Source organism: Halobacillus sp. BAB-2008 (assembly GCF_000328325.1).
In the GTDB taxonomy this organism is placed as follows: domain Bacteria; phylum Bacillota; class Bacilli; order Bacillales; family Halobacillaceae; genus Halobacillus.
Genome location: NZ_ANPF01000007.1, coordinates 56,247 through 70,234 on the forward strand (window position 1 = coordinate 56,247; position 13,988 = coordinate 70,234).

The 13,988-nt window shown below is 49.9% G+C and carries 18 protein-coding genes and 1 pseudogene; 4 read left to right on the plus strand and 15 right to left on the minus strand.

What is annotated here, in order from left to right:
• Positions 1 to 136 precede the first annotated feature (136 nt).
• The 4 genes from D479_RS02555 to D479_RS02570 all read right to left on the minus strand — a co-directional run bounded on the left by D479_RS02555 (position 137) and on the right by D479_RS02570 (position 3,905).
• Positions 137 to 724, minus strand: a complete 588-nt coding sequence (locus tag D479_RS02555) for a YdhK family protein (RefSeq protein WP_008633311.1) — start codon at positions 722 to 724, stop codon at positions 137 to 139.
• A 236-nt stretch (positions 725 to 960) separates the two neighbouring features.
• Positions 961 to 1,164 carry a cation transporter gene (locus tag D479_RS02560; protein ID WP_008633313.1) on the minus strand — a complete coding sequence of 68 codons (204 nt, stop codon included), beginning with the start codon at positions 1,162 to 1,164 and terminating at the stop codon, positions 961 to 963.
• A gap of 18 nt (positions 1,165 to 1,182) precedes the next feature.
• Complete coding sequence (locus D479_RS02565; RefSeq protein WP_008633315.1) at positions 1,183 to 3,573, minus strand: heavy metal translocating P-type ATPase; 2,391 nt, start codon at positions 3,571 to 3,573, stop codon at positions 1,183 to 1,185.
• A gap of 11 nt (positions 3,574 to 3,584) precedes the next feature.
• Positions 3,585 to 3,905 carry a metal-sensing transcriptional repressor gene (locus D479_RS02570; RefSeq protein WP_008633317.1) on the minus strand — a complete coding sequence of 107 codons (321 nt, stop codon included), beginning with the start codon at positions 3,903 to 3,905 and terminating at the stop codon, positions 3,585 to 3,587.
• A 137-nt stretch (positions 3,906 to 4,042) separates the two neighbouring features.
• On the opposite strand from D479_RS02570, the gene D479_RS02575 reads away from it, so the two are divergent.
• Positions 4,043 to 4,699, plus strand: a complete 657-nt coding sequence (locus tag D479_RS02575) for a DUF4396 domain-containing protein (RefSeq protein ID WP_008633318.1) — start codon at positions 4,043 to 4,045, stop codon at positions 4,697 to 4,699.
• 85 nt (positions 4,700 to 4,784) lie between these two features.
• Entirely contained in the window at positions 4,785 to 5,900 is a 1,116-nt protein-coding gene (locus D479_RS02580; RefSeq protein ID WP_008633321.1) for a glycerol dehydrogenase, read from the plus strand.
• A 40-nt stretch (positions 5,901 to 5,940) separates the two neighbouring features.
• On the opposite strand, the gene D479_RS02585 is transcribed toward D479_RS02580, so the two are convergent.
• From D479_RS02585 to D479_RS02620, 8 genes and pseudogenes are all read right to left on the minus strand, one after another.
• A complete protein-coding gene (locus D479_RS02585; RefSeq protein WP_039870598.1) occupies positions 5,941 to 6,360 on the minus strand; it encodes a VOC family protein in 420 nt (139 codons plus the stop codon).
• 112 nt (positions 6,361 to 6,472) lie between these two features.
• Positions 6,473 to 7,045 carry a hypothetical protein gene (locus tag D479_RS19775; RefSeq protein WP_008633325.1) on the minus strand — a complete coding sequence of 191 codons (573 nt, stop codon included), beginning with the start codon at positions 7,043 to 7,045 and terminating at the stop codon, positions 6,473 to 6,475.
• Positions 7,046 to 7,063: 18 nt separating this feature from the next.
• Positions 7,064 to 7,309, minus strand: coding sequence for a hypothetical protein (locus tag D479_RS02595; protein WP_008633327.1), 246 nt, complete (start codon positions 7,307 to 7,309; stop codon positions 7,064 to 7,066).
• Positions 7,310 to 7,617: 308 nt separating this feature from the next.
• The gene (locus tag D479_RS02600) at positions 7,618 to 7,992 is read right to left on the minus strand and encodes a hypothetical protein (protein WP_236096521.1); all 375 of its coding nucleotides are present in this window, start codon (positions 7,990 to 7,992) and stop codon (positions 7,618 to 7,620) included.
• 105 nt (positions 7,993 to 8,097) lie between these two features.
• The gene (gene chrA / locus D479_RS02605; RefSeq protein ID WP_008633329.1) at positions 8,098 to 9,297 is read right to left on the minus strand and encodes a chromate efflux transporter; all 1,200 of its coding nucleotides are present in this window, start codon (positions 9,295 to 9,297) and stop codon (positions 8,098 to 8,100) included.
• Between the two features lie 15 nt (positions 9,298 to 9,312).
• On the minus strand, positions 9,313 to 9,612 hold the full coding sequence (locus D479_RS02610; RefSeq protein ID WP_008633330.1) for a PadR family transcriptional regulator: 300 nt from the start codon (positions 9,610 to 9,612) through the stop codon (positions 9,313 to 9,315).
• A gap of 193 nt (positions 9,613 to 9,805) precedes the next feature.
• A complete protein-coding gene (locus tag D479_RS02615; RefSeq protein WP_026578073.1) occupies positions 9,806 to 10,153 on the minus strand; it encodes a hypothetical protein in 348 nt (115 codons plus the stop codon).
• 69 nt (positions 10,154 to 10,222) lie between these two features.
• Positions 10,223 to 10,617 (minus strand): annotated as a pseudogene (locus tag D479_RS02620) (VOC family protein).
• A 119-nt stretch (positions 10,618 to 10,736) separates the two neighbouring features.
• Here D479_RS02620 and D479_RS20570 point away from each other — a divergent pair.
• The gene (locus tag D479_RS20570; protein WP_193743859.1) at positions 10,737 to 10,898 is read left to right on the plus strand and encodes a hypothetical protein; all 162 of its coding nucleotides are present in this window, start codon (positions 10,737 to 10,739) and stop codon (positions 10,896 to 10,898) included.
• An 88-nt stretch (positions 10,899 to 10,986) separates the two neighbouring features.
• Positions 10,987 to 11,775, plus strand: a complete 789-nt coding sequence (locus tag D479_RS02625) for a type II CAAX endopeptidase family protein (RefSeq protein WP_008633333.1) — start codon at positions 10,987 to 10,989, stop codon at positions 11,773 to 11,775.
• A 44-nt stretch (positions 11,776 to 11,819) separates the two neighbouring features.
• On the opposite strand, the gene D479_RS02630 is transcribed toward D479_RS02625, so the two are convergent.
• The 3 genes from D479_RS02630 to D479_RS02640 all read right to left on the minus strand — a co-directional run bounded on the left by D479_RS02630 (position 11,820) and on the right by D479_RS02640 (position 13,961).
• Positions 11,820 to 12,278 carry a DinB family protein gene (locus D479_RS02630; protein ID WP_008633335.1) on the minus strand — a complete coding sequence of 153 codons (459 nt, stop codon included), beginning with the start codon at positions 12,276 to 12,278 and terminating at the stop codon, positions 11,820 to 11,822.
• A gap of 100 nt (positions 12,279 to 12,378) precedes the next feature.
• The gene (locus D479_RS02635) at positions 12,379 to 13,344 is read right to left on the minus strand and encodes an alpha/beta hydrolase (RefSeq protein WP_008633338.1); all 966 of its coding nucleotides are present in this window, start codon (positions 13,342 to 13,344) and stop codon (positions 12,379 to 12,381) included.
• Complete coding sequence (locus tag D479_RS02640; protein WP_008633340.1) at positions 13,341 to 13,961, minus strand: GNAT family N-acetyltransferase; 621 nt, start codon at positions 13,959 to 13,961, stop codon at positions 13,341 to 13,343. Before D479_RS02640 ends, D479_RS02635 begins: the two co-directional genes overlap by 4 nt.
• Positions 13,962 to 13,988: the final 27 nt, after the last annotated feature.

Below are 13,988 nucleotides of genomic sequence, written 5' to 3' on the forward strand. Positions count from 1 at the left end.
TATTCTTTTCGATCGCCATCATGGCCATCGTGGTGGCTGGTTCCTTCGCTGCGTTTATCGCTTTGCTGCTTATAAGGAACAGGAGAACATAATAAAAAGAAGGCTGGATGAGGATCCAGCCTTCTTTTTGTATGCTCTATTGTGCTTTTAATTCGCTTTCCGTCACCCATTTATGGTTCGTCACTTCTTCTCCACCGTCGACGGGCACGTAGTCGACCATATACACGGTCGTAGCTTCTTTGGATTCGATGGTCGCTTTCGCTCCGTCCATGCCAGGCATATGATCAGCCCGGAGTGTGACTTCCTCGCCCGGCTCAAACGTCTGATCATTATGACCTTCGATTTCTTCGTGGATGACCCATTTGTGATCAGTCACCCGCTCGCCTCCGTCTGTCGGTTCATAGGAAACGATATAAGCAGTCGTATCATAGGCTCCGACAACCGTCGCTTCCGCCCCGTCCATGCCAGGCATATGGTCAGCGGTGATCACCGCTTTACTTCCAACGGCAAAGGTAGGATCTTCTGCCTCCTTCAAATCGTCCGGAACTTCTCCGGATCCGGAGTGATCCATCGATTCATGCCCGCTTTTTTCTTCATGGCTCATTTGCTCCGTGTCGGTCGCTTCCTGATCCTTCTGCTCGTCCTGTCCACTGTCATCATTGCCGCAGGCAGCCAAGCCTACAAGCACCACCGCGGATAATACCAACATCTTCATCCATTTCATTCTCTCATCTCCTTTTTCTCTTGTGTTACCATCCTTGACCATCTTCCTTTATTTATACAAAAGTCCGAAGGGGATCCCTCAGACTTTACAGGCTGTTCATTTACTTTTGAGGAAACGGTTCTTTTACAAACATAGAGAGGGCGGCCAATGAGCACTTCGGAGTCTGCCTATTCACCTCCGCCCTTTGCTGAAAAACTGACAAACAAAGCCTGAGGAGATCCTTCAGGCTTTGTTTGTCAGGATACGACGTCGTATCCCTGTTCTTCAATGGCTTCGACCATCGCCGCTTCGCTGACATGATCGGCTGCTTTCACCTCGACATCACCGCTGTCGAGATGAACGGTTACTTCCTCCACTCCATCGATCTCTTTCAGTGCACCTTTGACTGCTTGTTCACAGTGGCCGCACGTCATTCCTTCTACTTTAAGCGTTTTTTCCATATCGCTTCATCCTTTCCATTATAGTTTCATCCGTTTTAGCCGCAGCGAGTTACTGACGACGCTGACAGAGCTTAAGGCCATAGCCGCGCCTGCCACCCACGGAGCAAGAAGCCCGAGAGCGGCAACCGGGATGCCTGCCGTATTATAGGCCAGTGCCCAGAATAGATTCTGCCGGATGTTCTTCATAGTTTTCCGGCTGAGGCGGATCGCTTTCACCAAGTGTTCCAGGTCGCCTCCGACCAGCGTAACATCTGCCGTTTCTATCGCCACATCACTGCCTGTGCCAATGGCGATGCCGATATCGGCGGTGGCAAGAGAAGGCGCATCATTGATGCCGTCACCGACCATGGCGACTTTCTCGCCCTGCTTCTGCAATTCCTTCACCTTCGCTGCCTTCTCTTCCGGCAGCACTTCTGCCAGCACATTCCTGATGCCTACTTCGGCAGCAATAGCTTCTGCCGTCCGTCTGTTATCCCCTGTCACCATGTACACATGAATCCCGAGCGCCTTCAAATCAGAAACGGCTTCTTTGGACGTCTCCTTGATCGTATCTGCAACAGCAATATAGGCTTTGATTTGCTGATCGGCAGCCAGATACATAACTGTTTTTCCTTCCTGTTCCAAACGAGAAAATGCCTCGTCGTAAGGTTCATATGACAGCTGATTCCGTTCCATCCATTTTCTCGTACCGACAAGGATCTGCCTGCCTTCGACGACTGCCTTAATCCCAAAGCCAGGGACAGCCTCAAAGGATTCCGCTTCTCTTTCTATCACGCCGCGCTTCTGACCGTACGTGACGATGGCATCAGCGAGCGGGTGCTCAGATGCCTTCTCAGCTGCGATCAAGTTAGGCAGCCAATCGGCTTCTTCTCCTTGGAGAGTGATGACGTCCGTTACCTCGGGTTTCCCTTTCGTCACGGTACCTGTTTTGTCCAAAAGCACCGTTGTAAGCCCCTGGGTGCCTTCCAAATATTCCCCGCCTTTGAAAAGAATCCCCTGTTCTGCTCCCTTTCCGGTTCCGACCATGATCGATGTCGGTGTCGCCAGTCCCAAGGCACACGGACAGGCAATGACAAGAACAGCGATGGCTGCTTCCAGCGCAGGTGCGATGTCACCGCTCAGGAAAAACCAGAGCAGGAACGTAAGAAGAGCGATTCCGACGACAATCGGAACGAAAATGCCGGAAATGGCGTCCGCAGTCCTTTGGATCGGAGCTTTCGATCCCTGCGCCTCTTCGACGATCCGAACAATGCCGGCAAGGGCGGTATCTTTCCCTATCCGTTCCGCTTCCATCCGAATGGTTCCATTCTTGTTGATGGTCGATCCAATGACTGCGTCTCCTTCCTGCTTTTCCACTGGAAGAGACTCACCGGTTATCATGGACTCATCGACTGCGGAGGTACCTTTAAGCACGCGGCCGTCGACGGGAATTTTCTCCCCGGGTTTCACAAGCAGCGTGTCCCCGACCGTTACTTGGTCGACCGGCACCTTTTCTTCCATTCCTTCTCGGATAACGGTCGCTTCCTTCGCCTGCAGATTCAGCAGGTTCGTGAGCGCGGCTGTCGTCCGTCCCTTCGCCAACGATTCCATCAGCTTCCCGACAAGAATCAGCGTGATGAGGACGGCACTCGTCTCAAAATAAAGCTCCGGCATCCGATCCGGGGCTGCCTGCCAGCGGAACGCTTCGACGACGCTGTAGAAATAGGCGGCGGAAGTACCGAGCGCGACTAGTACATCCATGTTCGCACTCTTATTCCTGAGCGCCCGATAAGCTCCGGAGTAGAACCGGGCACCGATATAGAACTGCACAGGCGTCGCAAGGACGAACTGGAACCACGGATTCATCAGGATACCCGGAACCGGGAGGCCGATATCCCACGGGAGATGAGCGATCATCGTGTATAAAAGAGGCAGGGAAAGCAAGGCAGACACGAACAACTTTATCTTCTGCTGCTTGATTCTCGCCTCTTTTTGTTCCTTCTCGGTTTCACGTTCCTGTTTGATAACCGCCTCATACCCGAGCTTCTTCACTTTGGCAATGATGTCATCTATGGATACACGATCCGGTTCGTATTCGACGAATCCGGCTTCCGTTGCCAGGTTGATGGTCGCCTGTTCCACTCCGTCCATCTTACTCAACACTTTCTGGATCCTCGTCGAGCAGGCCGAGCACGTCATGCCGTGAATGTCGAATTCCATCTGTTCTTTCTGGACACCGTACCCCAGCTTTTCAATCTTTGCGGTTATATCGGACGGCTGGACGTGTTCGTCGTCGTAGTGGATCGTCGCCTTCTCCATCGCAAGGTTGACATTCGCTTCGACACCTTCCATACGGTTCAGGACCTTCTCGATCCGGGTCGAGCACGCGGAACACGTCATTCCGGTGATACCTACGTTCATATCCTTCATCTCTATCCCTCCTATTTGGAGAACTGTTGGATGACTTTCATCAATTCATCAATGGCCTCGTCACCGTTTCCATTTTTAATCGCACCCGCCACACAATGATGGGTATGGCGCTCCAACAAGGAATGGCCGACTTTCTTCAACGCCTTATCTATCGCTGAAATCTGAATAAGGATGTCGACACAGTAACGGTCCTCTTCGACCATTTTCTGAATCCCTCTCACCTGCCCTTCTATACGTTTCAAGCGGTTCACGACCGTATCTTTCTCTTGTACTGTTCTTGGTTTCGCCGGCTTTTTGCCGCTGTTCTCCGGTAAACTATGTTCTTCGCACATATGGATTCCTCCTGTCTATTTCAATATACCCCTATAAGGTATAAATAGTCAACGCAGAGGATTATGTTTATTTTAAAGATTCCTCTATGTTTATGAATACCGCTACCGGGTATAGAAAATAAAAAAGAGGTGAGTAAATGTTAGTCACGGTATCATGGATTGCTCTCAGTATTGGTTTGTTATCTTCCCTCATCATTCTTATCGACATCATCAAACATCCGCAGATGATGGGAGTGATGAATGTTGTCTGGCCGATCAACGGTTGGTTCTTCGGTCCTTTTGCCTTATGGACCTACTTCAAATGGGGCCGCTTGAAGGCAAAGAATATAGAAAAAGAGGATGACCGGGGCAAATCGGCCAAAGTGTTCGTTTCGACGAGCCACTGTTCGGCCGGATGCACGCTCGGCGATGCAGTCGGCGTACCGATCGTTGCGCTGACCGGATTGACTATCGCAGGGACGACCCTGTTTGCGCATTATACGATCGAGTTCATCCTTGCTTATATTTTCGGAATCCTGTTCCAGTTTTATGCGATTTACCCGATGCACAAGAAAAAAGGTGCCGGACATGCAATCAAATCTGCTATCAAAGCGGATTCGCTCTCCTTGATCGCTTTTGAAATCGGCATGTTCGGCTGGATGGCGATCGTCCATTTTGTCTTATTCACACAGCCGCCGCATCCGGATCAAATCACCTATTGGTTCATGATGCAGATCGCTATGATCCTCGGTTTCCTGACGAGCTATCCGGCCAACTGGCTGCTGGTGAAAAAAGGAATCAAGGAAGCGATGTGACCTTTTTTTATGAAAGTCTTTGTTTAACATCGATGATATGTTGGGAAGATACCTGTAGAAACAAACTACGAAAGGATGATGAGAGATGAAGGAACGTATATACATCAGCCCGTCCAAATATGTGCAGGGGCGTAACGCCATTCAAAATATTGGGAAACACCTGGAAGGTTTAAGCGGAACAGCGGTCGTCCTCGCAGATGAAACCGTATGGAAGATTGCGGGGCATGACGTCGTGGGTCACTTGAAAGAAGCAGGATTCGAAACGAACGAAGTCGTCTTCAACGGGGAAGCATCGACTCAGGAAATGGACCGGATCACGGATATTGCGAAGGAAGCCCAAGCTTCCATCGTCGTCGGTGTCGGCGGAGGTAAAACACTCGATACCGCTAAAGCCGTTTCCGACCAAGTAGAAGGCTTTACGGTCATCGTACCGACAACGGCTTCCACGGATGCACCGACAAGTGCTTTGTCTGTTGTTTATTCCGACGAAGGGGTGTTCGAAACGTATCGTTTCTACAAAAAGAACCCCGACCTCGTCCTGCTGGACTCAAAAATCATCGCAGCGGCACCACCGCGCTTCCTTGCATCCGGGATCGCCGATGCGCTCGCAACGCTCGTTGAAGTACGCAGCGTCGTAAGAAACAGCGGGAATACGATGGCAGGAGGGCAGCCGACCCTTGCCGCCCAGGCGATTGCAGAAAAATGTGAAGAGGTGCTGTTCGACTATGCACTGCTCGCTTATGAGTCCAATGAGCGTCAAGTCGTTACACCGGCACTGGAACATGTCATCGAAGCGAACACACTTCTCAGCGGACTCGGATTTGAAAGCGGCGGTTTGGGTGCTGCCCACGCCATCCACAACGGATTTACCGCTCTGGACGGAGAAATCCACCATCTTACGCACGGAGAAAAAGTGGCGTTCGGTACACTCGTCCAACTGACGATGGAAGAACACCCGCAGGAAGAAATCGAGGAGTACATGGCGTTGTACACAAGTCTTGGCCTTCCGATCACTTTGGAAGACATCAAGCTGAAAGACGCCTCCAGAGAGGACATCCTGAAAGTAGCCGAAGCAGCGACCATCGATGGCGAAACGATCCACCAGGCATTCACCATCACAGCAGAAGAAGTGGCGGATGCCATCATCGCAACCGACCAGTACGCCCGCAGCTTCAAGGGTATGCTTGGATTAGGAGAATAATTATAGCAAAAGGCCGGGAACATACTTCCCGACCTTTTTTCTATATTTTTGAATCCTTCAATCCACCCGTATTCATCAGCACGACCCGCCACCCATCCGGGTCCTCGATTGTCACGCCTTTCTCCTCCCAATACGGATTTTCCGGTGCGACTTCTTCATACCCCATCCGGGTAAGTCGATCCGCGGCCTTCCGTTGTTCCTGCTTATCTTCTATGTAGAAAACCAATAAGTTGTCCTTCGACGGAGCAGGGCACGGACTTCCTTCTTCGTGGGACGTGAACTCCAGCTGATAAGCGAGCGTCGGGAGTCCGAAGACGATGCCGTCATACCCCTGATGGCCATGAAACTCCGCCACTCGTTCCAAACCAAGACCCGTTTCATAGAACGTGATCATCTCATCCATTTGATCGGTTGGTCTTGCTATTCGTATCTGGCTTGCTTGAAAGTTGGTGAATTTCACTTCCCTCTCTCCTTCCTGTCGTTCTAGTACACAGGCTCCCATCCCCGCTGCACCTATCATGCAGTGACGTTATGCCAATGTAAGACGCACAGCTGTTGCAAATAAAAATCACTTATTTATTAATATTTCCACTTTCATTTAAGCGTCCTACGTACTCTTGTTCGTTGAGCATGGCAATATCCCTGCGCAATTTTGGTGTATCAACAAAAACAAAGACTTGATACTTAGGATTATTGCGATTTCTCATGGTATGTTCTATGTCATGCCCATTTCTAATCAAATTCATTGCGAGTGATTTTTTATAAATATTCTTCAGCCCGAATTTTCTCTCTGTCACATCACCGTTTAATGCTGCCTCCTTTGCTGTTGGTTCTTTATTCCATTCTGAAATAAATTTATTATAAGCACGCTCCATCGCTCCGGGGTTTAAATGTGTGTAAACCCACCTATCATCAATGAGCTGTATGTTTTTCTTTTTACTGCCGTTTTTCGATACGAAATATTCCGAGTCTGATGTGCGAATTCCTGCCTTCTCTATTGTTCTCACTGTCCTGTCTAAATCATAGTTCATGAAATAATCCCAAAACTTCCGAAAGCATCCTGCATAGGATTTGTCGAGGATAGTCAGTGTGTCACCATTTACATTGAAGTTGTAAGTATGTCCCGTATGTAAGGTATCTTCCATTATTTCCACCCTTTCGTTTTAAATTCCATAAGGCAATAACTCTGCATTTATTTCCTTCATCCATTCATCCGCACGCATGTTACTTTCATAATAGTTTGTAAGATTGGTAATGATAGCTTTGTAAATACTGGGTGGTATTTCTTGAAAATCTTGCTCATCAGCAAGTGTATAATAGAAGCTTTCTCCTGAAAGATCATCAAAAGCAATTCCGTTTTCTAATCTAACTGCCTTCCAACGTCCTAAGTCCCATACATGCTTTCCCATAATGGTACCTCCTTCTCTTTGGTATTTATTCCATTATAAACATACAACTTCACAATCAAATCTATCTCCAAGCTCCTCTACTGGCTCTTTGCATGGATTCTGCATAGTACTGTAAGTATAGCAGCCGGGATAAAGTATTCCGCTTTAAAGTCCCCGCTCATGAAATAATATACGCCGAAACCAACAGCCGTAAGAGCACCTATCCACCCTGTATATTCGATGAATCGATGCAACCTTATTCACCTTCCTTCGTTCCTGTAATCCCTCTCTGCCGGCATCTTATCATAGCTTGCGCCGGGTGTCTTCCCTCATTTTGCCGGTTTAGGCGCCTCCCCCGTTTTCAAAGTGAGGATAATACTCCATACGCCCGCAGCCGTACCGGCCACACCGGCGACGCCGACGGAGAACTGATCCGGAACGAAGAAGCCGATCGGGATAATGACGAGGAAAGAAAAGACAACGATCCCCTGATAAACAGCGGATGTGACTCGAGCAATCGTGCTCTGGAACAGGGCCAGAATCAACGGTGGCAGAAAAAGAACAACGATCATTCCGATCGACAACCACAAGCCCATCGGCTCTTCATAGGAGATCGTATTAGGCCCTGTCGGATTCCTCGCAGCAAGTAATGCCGCCGATACGGCAAGAAGTAAAAGAACACAGACGGGCAAGAATCGTTTCAACAAGAGAACTCCCCCTCATTCCATTTTATTCCTATCATACAAAAAGGAAGTAGTCTTGCCTAGAACAAAAAAAGAAGGCTCAGCAGATGCTGAACCTTCTCCTCTTTAAAACCCTAATAGTTGGAAAACATATCCGCCGGCAACACCGATTATGACAATCAGCCAGGCCGGGACTTTCCAGACGTTCAATAAAGCGAATAAGATGGCTGCGAGCGCGAAGTCCGACCCGTCCATAATGGAGCTTGTAAGGACTGGATCATAGAACGCCGCAAGCAGGATACCGACAACGCTCGCGTTCACGCCCATCAAAACGCCCTGGAAGGAAGCGCGTCTACGCAGTTCACTCAGGAACGGCAGTGCTCCGAACAACAGCAGGAACGACGGCAGGAAGATCGCGACCGTTGCGACGACCGCTCCCGATACGCCCTGCATCATCGTCCCCAAATAGCTGGAGAAGGTGAAGAGCGGTCCCGGAACAGCCTGAGCCATTCCATACCCGGCCAGGAATTCATCCGGAGACAGGAAGCCTGTCGGAACGAGTTCTCTTTCAATCATCGGCAGGACGACATGCCCGCCGCCGAAGACGAGCGATCCGACACGGAAGAACACGTCAAAGATGTGCAGCAGCGGATGTTGAAGCGCCTGGTTCAGAACCGGCAGGAAAATGAGAGCTGCTGCCAACACAGCAAGCGAGGCGATTCCGAACTTCTTTGAAATAGCAACATGGAACGGTTCGATATTCGATTCTGCTTTCTTTTGAAACAACACATAACCAAGGGCACCTGCTCCGATGATAATAGCAATCTGCACCCAGGCGGACGGGAACAGAAGCATGATCAATGCACCGGCAAGGGCGATGGCGATCCGGCTTTTATCCGGAGTCAGCTTCCTGCCGAGGCCGATCAGTGCGTGGAGGACGACAGCTGCGGCGACGATTTTCAAACTGTGAATGAAGCCGGCATCTCCGAGGGAGAAGTTTTGATAAAGCAGTGCGAAGATAACGAGGACGAACACGGACGGCAGGGTGAATCCGAGAAAGGAGACGATCCCTCCCAATATCCCCCCGCGCAAGATTCCGATGGACATCCCGACCTGACTGCTCGCAGGTCCCGGCAGGAACTGACAGAGCGCGATCAGATCGGCGTATGTCTTATCGGTCAGCCACTTTCGGCGGTCGATGTACTCGTCCTTGAAGTAGGCAAGATGGGCGACAGGTCCGCCGAAGGACGTGAGCCCGAGTTTCGTCGACACAATCAGGATTTCCAAAAGGATCTGGAACTTACTCTTTTGCTGCATGGAATTCATAGATGTCTCCCCCAATCATTTGATCTCTTTGAACAGCTCGTACGCTTTTGCGCGGGCTTCTTCCAATACCGTGTCCCCTTGTTCGGTACTCCGGTAGTATTTTCTTATTTTGCCGTTCACATTAACGTCTTCCCGTTTTAACAGACCGTCCTTCTCCATCGTGTGCAGGATCGGATAGAGTGTACCGGCACTTATTTCATACCCGTGCTCGCGCAGCTCCTCCAGCATCCACGACCCGTAAATGGCCTCTTCCTTGGCGTGATGCAGGATGTGTATGTGAATGAATCCGAGAAACAGCTTTCTTAATACGTCCAAACTGTCTGCCTCCTTTTCTTATTATCGAATGACTATATCGAAATTCGATATTATTGTAATAGATGGGCATAAGGGATGCAAGGCAAGGGGAGAAAATTTACACAGCCTTAACAAAGGAAGCCCTGAAGAACGCTTCCTTTGTTAAGGCTGTTAGGGGAACTTTTCCGTTTGATTCCTCCGACCGCTTCCCTCGTCAGGCCAGTTTCCATGCTGGAATAAGCGAGTGGAATCGGAAGAAATAACTCATCGGGATGTGGATGGCCGTGTAGACAGCGAGTGTCAGTCCGTAAGCAAGAAGCCACTGCGGCACAGCTGCACCAAGAAAGACGTAAAGCAAAAGCATGCCTGCAGGAAACGGCACCAATACGATCAACCACATCGGACTTCCCACGGCTTCCGTCAATGCACCCAGCGTGACGACCGAAAATCCGATTATCAAAGCCTGCCAAAACGGCAGCCCGTGGCTGAGCAGGAAACCGGCAATATAGTAAGAGCACCCGGTTAATGCGATGGCTAAAGTAAAATCAAAAAAATACTTCACGGTTTTCCCAACTCTCTTTCCATTAAAAAATAGTGCCCCATTTCTTTCAGGCAATAACACCACCTTGACTTAAGAAAGATTCAACTGCCAGGAAACGCCGTGACGATCGTTGACCCAGCCGTATTTCCTGCTGAATCCATGGTTGCCAAGCTCCATCAGCGCCTGGCCGCCCTCGACGAGCGCCCGGTACAGCCGGTCGATCTCCTCCTCTGAATCACATTCCACAAATATGGAAGATGACGGGGTGAAGTGAAAGGCATGTTCAATCGGACTGTCGAAGCAGCGGAATTGCTGCCCTTTCAGAGAAAAGACGCCGGCCTTGACGCTTCCTTCCGGGGCCCTTCATCCGATCCGAAATGGACGATGCTTTCTATTTCGGCATCTTCGAACAACAACGCATAAAAGGACATCGCTTCTTCTGCATCTCCGTTCTGAAACATTAAAAACGGGGTGACTTTATTCACTATGAACCAACTCCCTTCCGACTCTACTCCTTAACATTCCACAAACCTGGAAGAATTCCTTCTCTTATAGATACATAGTCCATATATTGGTAAACTCAGAGAAGAAGGAGGTTGGTACTATGAATGTCCAGGAATGGATGCCGCTGATCATTTGGTTCATCTATCTGGTGATGTTCGCTGCTGTAGTAACCGGAATCATTGTCTTTATCAAGCTGTTGAAATCAAAGAGCTCTTCCGCACATCCGGTAGAGGAAGCCGGAACAAAAAGGGGAACCGATTAACCCCCGTCTGCCTCCTGCAAGCCTTATGGAGGAAGTAAGGAGAAGAGAATGGAATAAAGTTAGAATTACTAAATCACAGGAGATAATCATGCCAAAAACACTTCCAGAAAACGATGCACTACTCCCGGCAGCCATTGGTCTATTCTTCACGGCCATACTGCTGTTATCCTGCCGACTCTATCTCTACGGTGCAGGAATCCTTGTACTTTTGATTCTTCTTTATACTTTTTCACGCCGGCATCGTCCGGTACTGTCCCTGTTCATTGGATTCCTGACAGGAACGGCCCTTTACCAAGCATCCAGTGACTTTCTTTTTGCTTTCTGGGACGTTACTAAGGAGTGGAAGGTCATTGGAAACCGGAGCTTCCTTCTGTTCATATTGGCCGGTTCCCTCCTGGCCATCCGCTTCTCCGGACAGAAGGCTTCGTTCTTTGCAAAAGCTCCCGACTGGAGAAAGCGGATCGTCATGCCAAACCACACGGTTCCATTGCCGCTCTTTTTGACATTCGGCCTTATCGGATCGGTGTCTATATTCCTTCCCCTGCTGTTTACCGACGGAGCTTACCCCCGTTCCCTTTTGCTTTACGGGCTGGTATTTTCCCTGTTAAACGCATCTCTGGAGGAGTTTCTCTGGCGGGGCGTTCTGCTTGATTATCTTCAAAAGAATCTCTCGACGGTTCATGCCGTGATTATCACAAGTATCGGCTTCGGGCTGCTTCACTTCTCTATCGGCATCCCGCTCGTCTTCAGCCTGCTGTTTTCCTTCGGCGGCCTCTTTTATGCCTGGGTCGTTCTGAAAACGGACAGCATCTACCCCGCCGTCTTTTTTCACTTTCTCATTAATATGGGGATGGTCCTCAACGGATGGATCTTTTAATAGAAAAAAAAGCCGGGAGCTCTAGGGGAGCTCCCGGCTTTTCCTTATTCTGCAGTCGTTGCTTTCAGTGCTTTGATCGTACCTGTATGTACCCCTTCATGGTACAACGTGAAGTTCAGGATCTCTCCGACCGTTGGAAGGCCCAGGAAGGCTTTCGCCGCTTCGTCTTCCAACTGTCCGGCTAAGGCTTGTTCCAGTTTCTTCGGCTGTTCCTCCAATGCCTGCTTCAATTCTGTAAGCGTCGGAACGTCGCCCTGCCAGTCTGCCGGTTTCGTTCCCGGTGCGAACAGCTCCAAATAACGGGAAGGTGTTTCCACCGGCTTGCCTCCGAATCGTTCTACGAGAGAATTTTGGACGACAAGGATGTGTCCGAGGTTCCAGCGGATCGTGTTGCTGAATCCTCCCGGCTGTTTGTCTGCCTGCTCTTCCGTAACGCCGTCCATTTCCTTCAGCGTCGCCTGTCTGACCATATTAATCTGTGTGAAAATCTGTTTTTCGTTCATATGAATCCACTCCCTTCTTTTCTCTTATTCTAGCTTGCCCGATTCCCTGCCTCAAACCATCCGTCTCGTGTTTCCCGTTTTTAAGAAAAAAGACCCGCTATCAAATACGGATCGGGTCCATGTGGAGGACGGTCTGCAGAACCTCTGTCATTTCCTCAAGCGCCTCTCTCGCTCGATCGACCCTGCCGATCATATTAATAAAGCTGTGCACGAGGTCATCATAATGAAGGTGACGCACCACACCTCCCGCTTCTTTCAGACGCTCCGCATAGGAAAAACCTTCATCCCGGAGCGGATCGTAAGCTGCCGTTACGAGTAAAAGCGGTGGAAGACCGGTCACATCCAACGCCCGAAGCGGGGAGACGAAGACCTCCCCGCCGTCTTCCTCCTCTTTCAAATAATGTCCGAAAAACCATTCCATTTTTTCCTTCGTCAAATTGTACGCATAACCGGCTTGGTAAGAAGAGGTGTCGAACCGGTAGTCGAGGACGGGAGTGATCAGAAATTGGTAAGTGATTTCTATATCCGCTCTGTCTTTAAAGTAAAGGGAAACAGCGGCTGCGAGGTTTCCACCGGAGCTTTCACCTCCTACGGCAATTCTTTCCGGATCGACATGCCATCGCGATGCCTCCGCCGTCATCCATTCTACGCCGTCCACGGCATCATGGAAGGCCGCAGGATAGGGATGCTCTGGAGCGAGACGGTAACCGACCGAAACAACCACCACCTGAGCCCGGCTGGAAAGATAACGGCACACATTGTCCGCGCTGTCGATATCCCCGAACACCCAGCCTCCTCCATGGAAATATACAAGAGCGGGGTGGGGACCTTCGTTCTCGGGTGTATAAATTCGGACAGGGATCTCGTTCCCGGATCGGTTTACAAACGACGTTTCTTCCACCGATGCACCGACCACCGGAAGTGCGGTAAAAAACTCACGAGCAACTTGGTAGTACTCTCTGGACTCCCCCGGACTCAGGCGATCAAGGGACGGATGTTTCAGTTCTTTCATCCGTGCCCCGATGCTATTCAACAGGTCCAACACCTGCGGATCGACTGGTTTCATGATAGAATCCCCCCTGCCTTGGATGTCATCCTCTGCATCGGTTCCACGACGACTTGATGATCGGCCAACGACTTTTCAAACGCCGCTTTCTCCCCTTGAATCAGCGTCGCTTCCTTCCCTGGAAGGTCGATATGTCCAAGCACCTCGCCGCCGATCTGCTTCAGAATCGGCAGGATGATCCGGTTTCTTCGGTCCGGCTCCCCGATGATTCGATGCGCATCATACGTGTCGAAAAGAAAGTAAATCATCGCTCTGATCAGTCCGAGACCGTCTGCTTTGTTCAACAGCGGCCGGGGCCCGATCAGCAGATGCATTCCCAAGTCCTTTTCCTGATGATCATAATACTCACGGATCGGATCTTTCCTGATATCATAAGCAATGACATACGTGACCGGCTCCCCGTTGCAGGTGCCGATGTAACAATCCTTATGTTCTGCTTTCAGGGAATTCTCTACCCATTCCGTCAATTTCTCTTTCGAAACGTCGAGCTTCCAGAACGGTGCAATATGCTTTTGATGCATCCATGTATGTAAAAGGTCTGCGTCCCCGATTTCAAGCGGTCGGAACGCAAAACGGCGGCTCTTATCTTCTTCTACTATCCTGAATTCTGTCTTCATACTTATCCCCCTATCAATTGATAACAA

Excerpts from the sequence above, each read along its gene's own strand:
- D479_RS02555 (WP_008633311.1), bottom strand. The coding sequence starts at position 724 with ATGAAATGGATGAAGATGTTGGTATTATCCGCGGTGGTGCTTGTAGGC.
- D479_RS02560 (WP_008633313.1), bottom strand. The coding sequence starts at position 1,164 with ATGGAAAAAACGCTTAAAGTAGAAGGAATGACGTGCGGCCACTGTGAA.
- D479_RS02565 (WP_008633315.1), bottom strand. The coding sequence starts at position 3,573 with ATGAAGGATATGAACGTAGGTATCACCGGAATGACGTGTTCCGCGTGC.
- D479_RS02570 (WP_008633317.1), bottom strand. The coding sequence starts at position 3,905 with ATGTGCGAAGAACATAGTTTACCGGAGAACAGCGGCAAAAAGCCGGCG.
- D479_RS02575 (WP_008633318.1), top strand. The coding sequence starts at position 4,043 with ATGTTAGTCACGGTATCATGGATTGCTCTCAGTATTGGTTTGTTATCT.
- D479_RS02580 (WP_008633321.1), top strand. The coding sequence starts at position 4,785 with ATGAAGGAACGTATATACATCAGCCCGTCCAAATATGTGCAGGGGCGT.
- D479_RS19775 (WP_008633325.1), bottom strand. The coding sequence starts at position 7,045 with ATGGAAGATACCTTACATACGGGACATACTTACAACTTCAATGTAAAT.
- D479_RS02595 (WP_008633327.1), bottom strand. The coding sequence starts at position 7,309 with ATGGGAAAGCATGTATGGGACTTAGGACGTTGGAAGGCAGTTAGATTA.
- chrA (WP_008633329.1), bottom strand. The coding sequence starts at position 9,297 with ATGAATTCCATGCAGCAAAAGAGTAAGTTCCAGATCCTTTTGGAAATC.
- D479_RS20570 (WP_193743859.1), top strand. The coding sequence starts at position 10,737 with ATGAATGTCCAGGAATGGATGCCGCTGATCATTTGGTTCATCTATCTG.
- D479_RS02625 (WP_008633333.1), top strand. The coding sequence starts at position 10,987 with ATGCCAAAAACACTTCCAGAAAACGATGCACTACTCCCGGCAGCCATT.
- D479_RS02630 (WP_008633335.1), bottom strand. The coding sequence starts at position 12,278 with ATGAACGAAAAACAGATTTTCACACAGATTAATATGGTCAGACAGGCG.
- D479_RS02635 (WP_008633338.1), bottom strand. The coding sequence starts at position 13,344 with ATGAAACCAGTCGATCCGCAGGTGTTGGACCTGTTGAATAGCATCGGG.
- D479_RS02640 (WP_008633340.1), bottom strand. The coding sequence starts at position 13,961 with ATGAAGACAGAATTCAGGATAGTAGAAGAAGATAAGAGCCGCCGTTTT.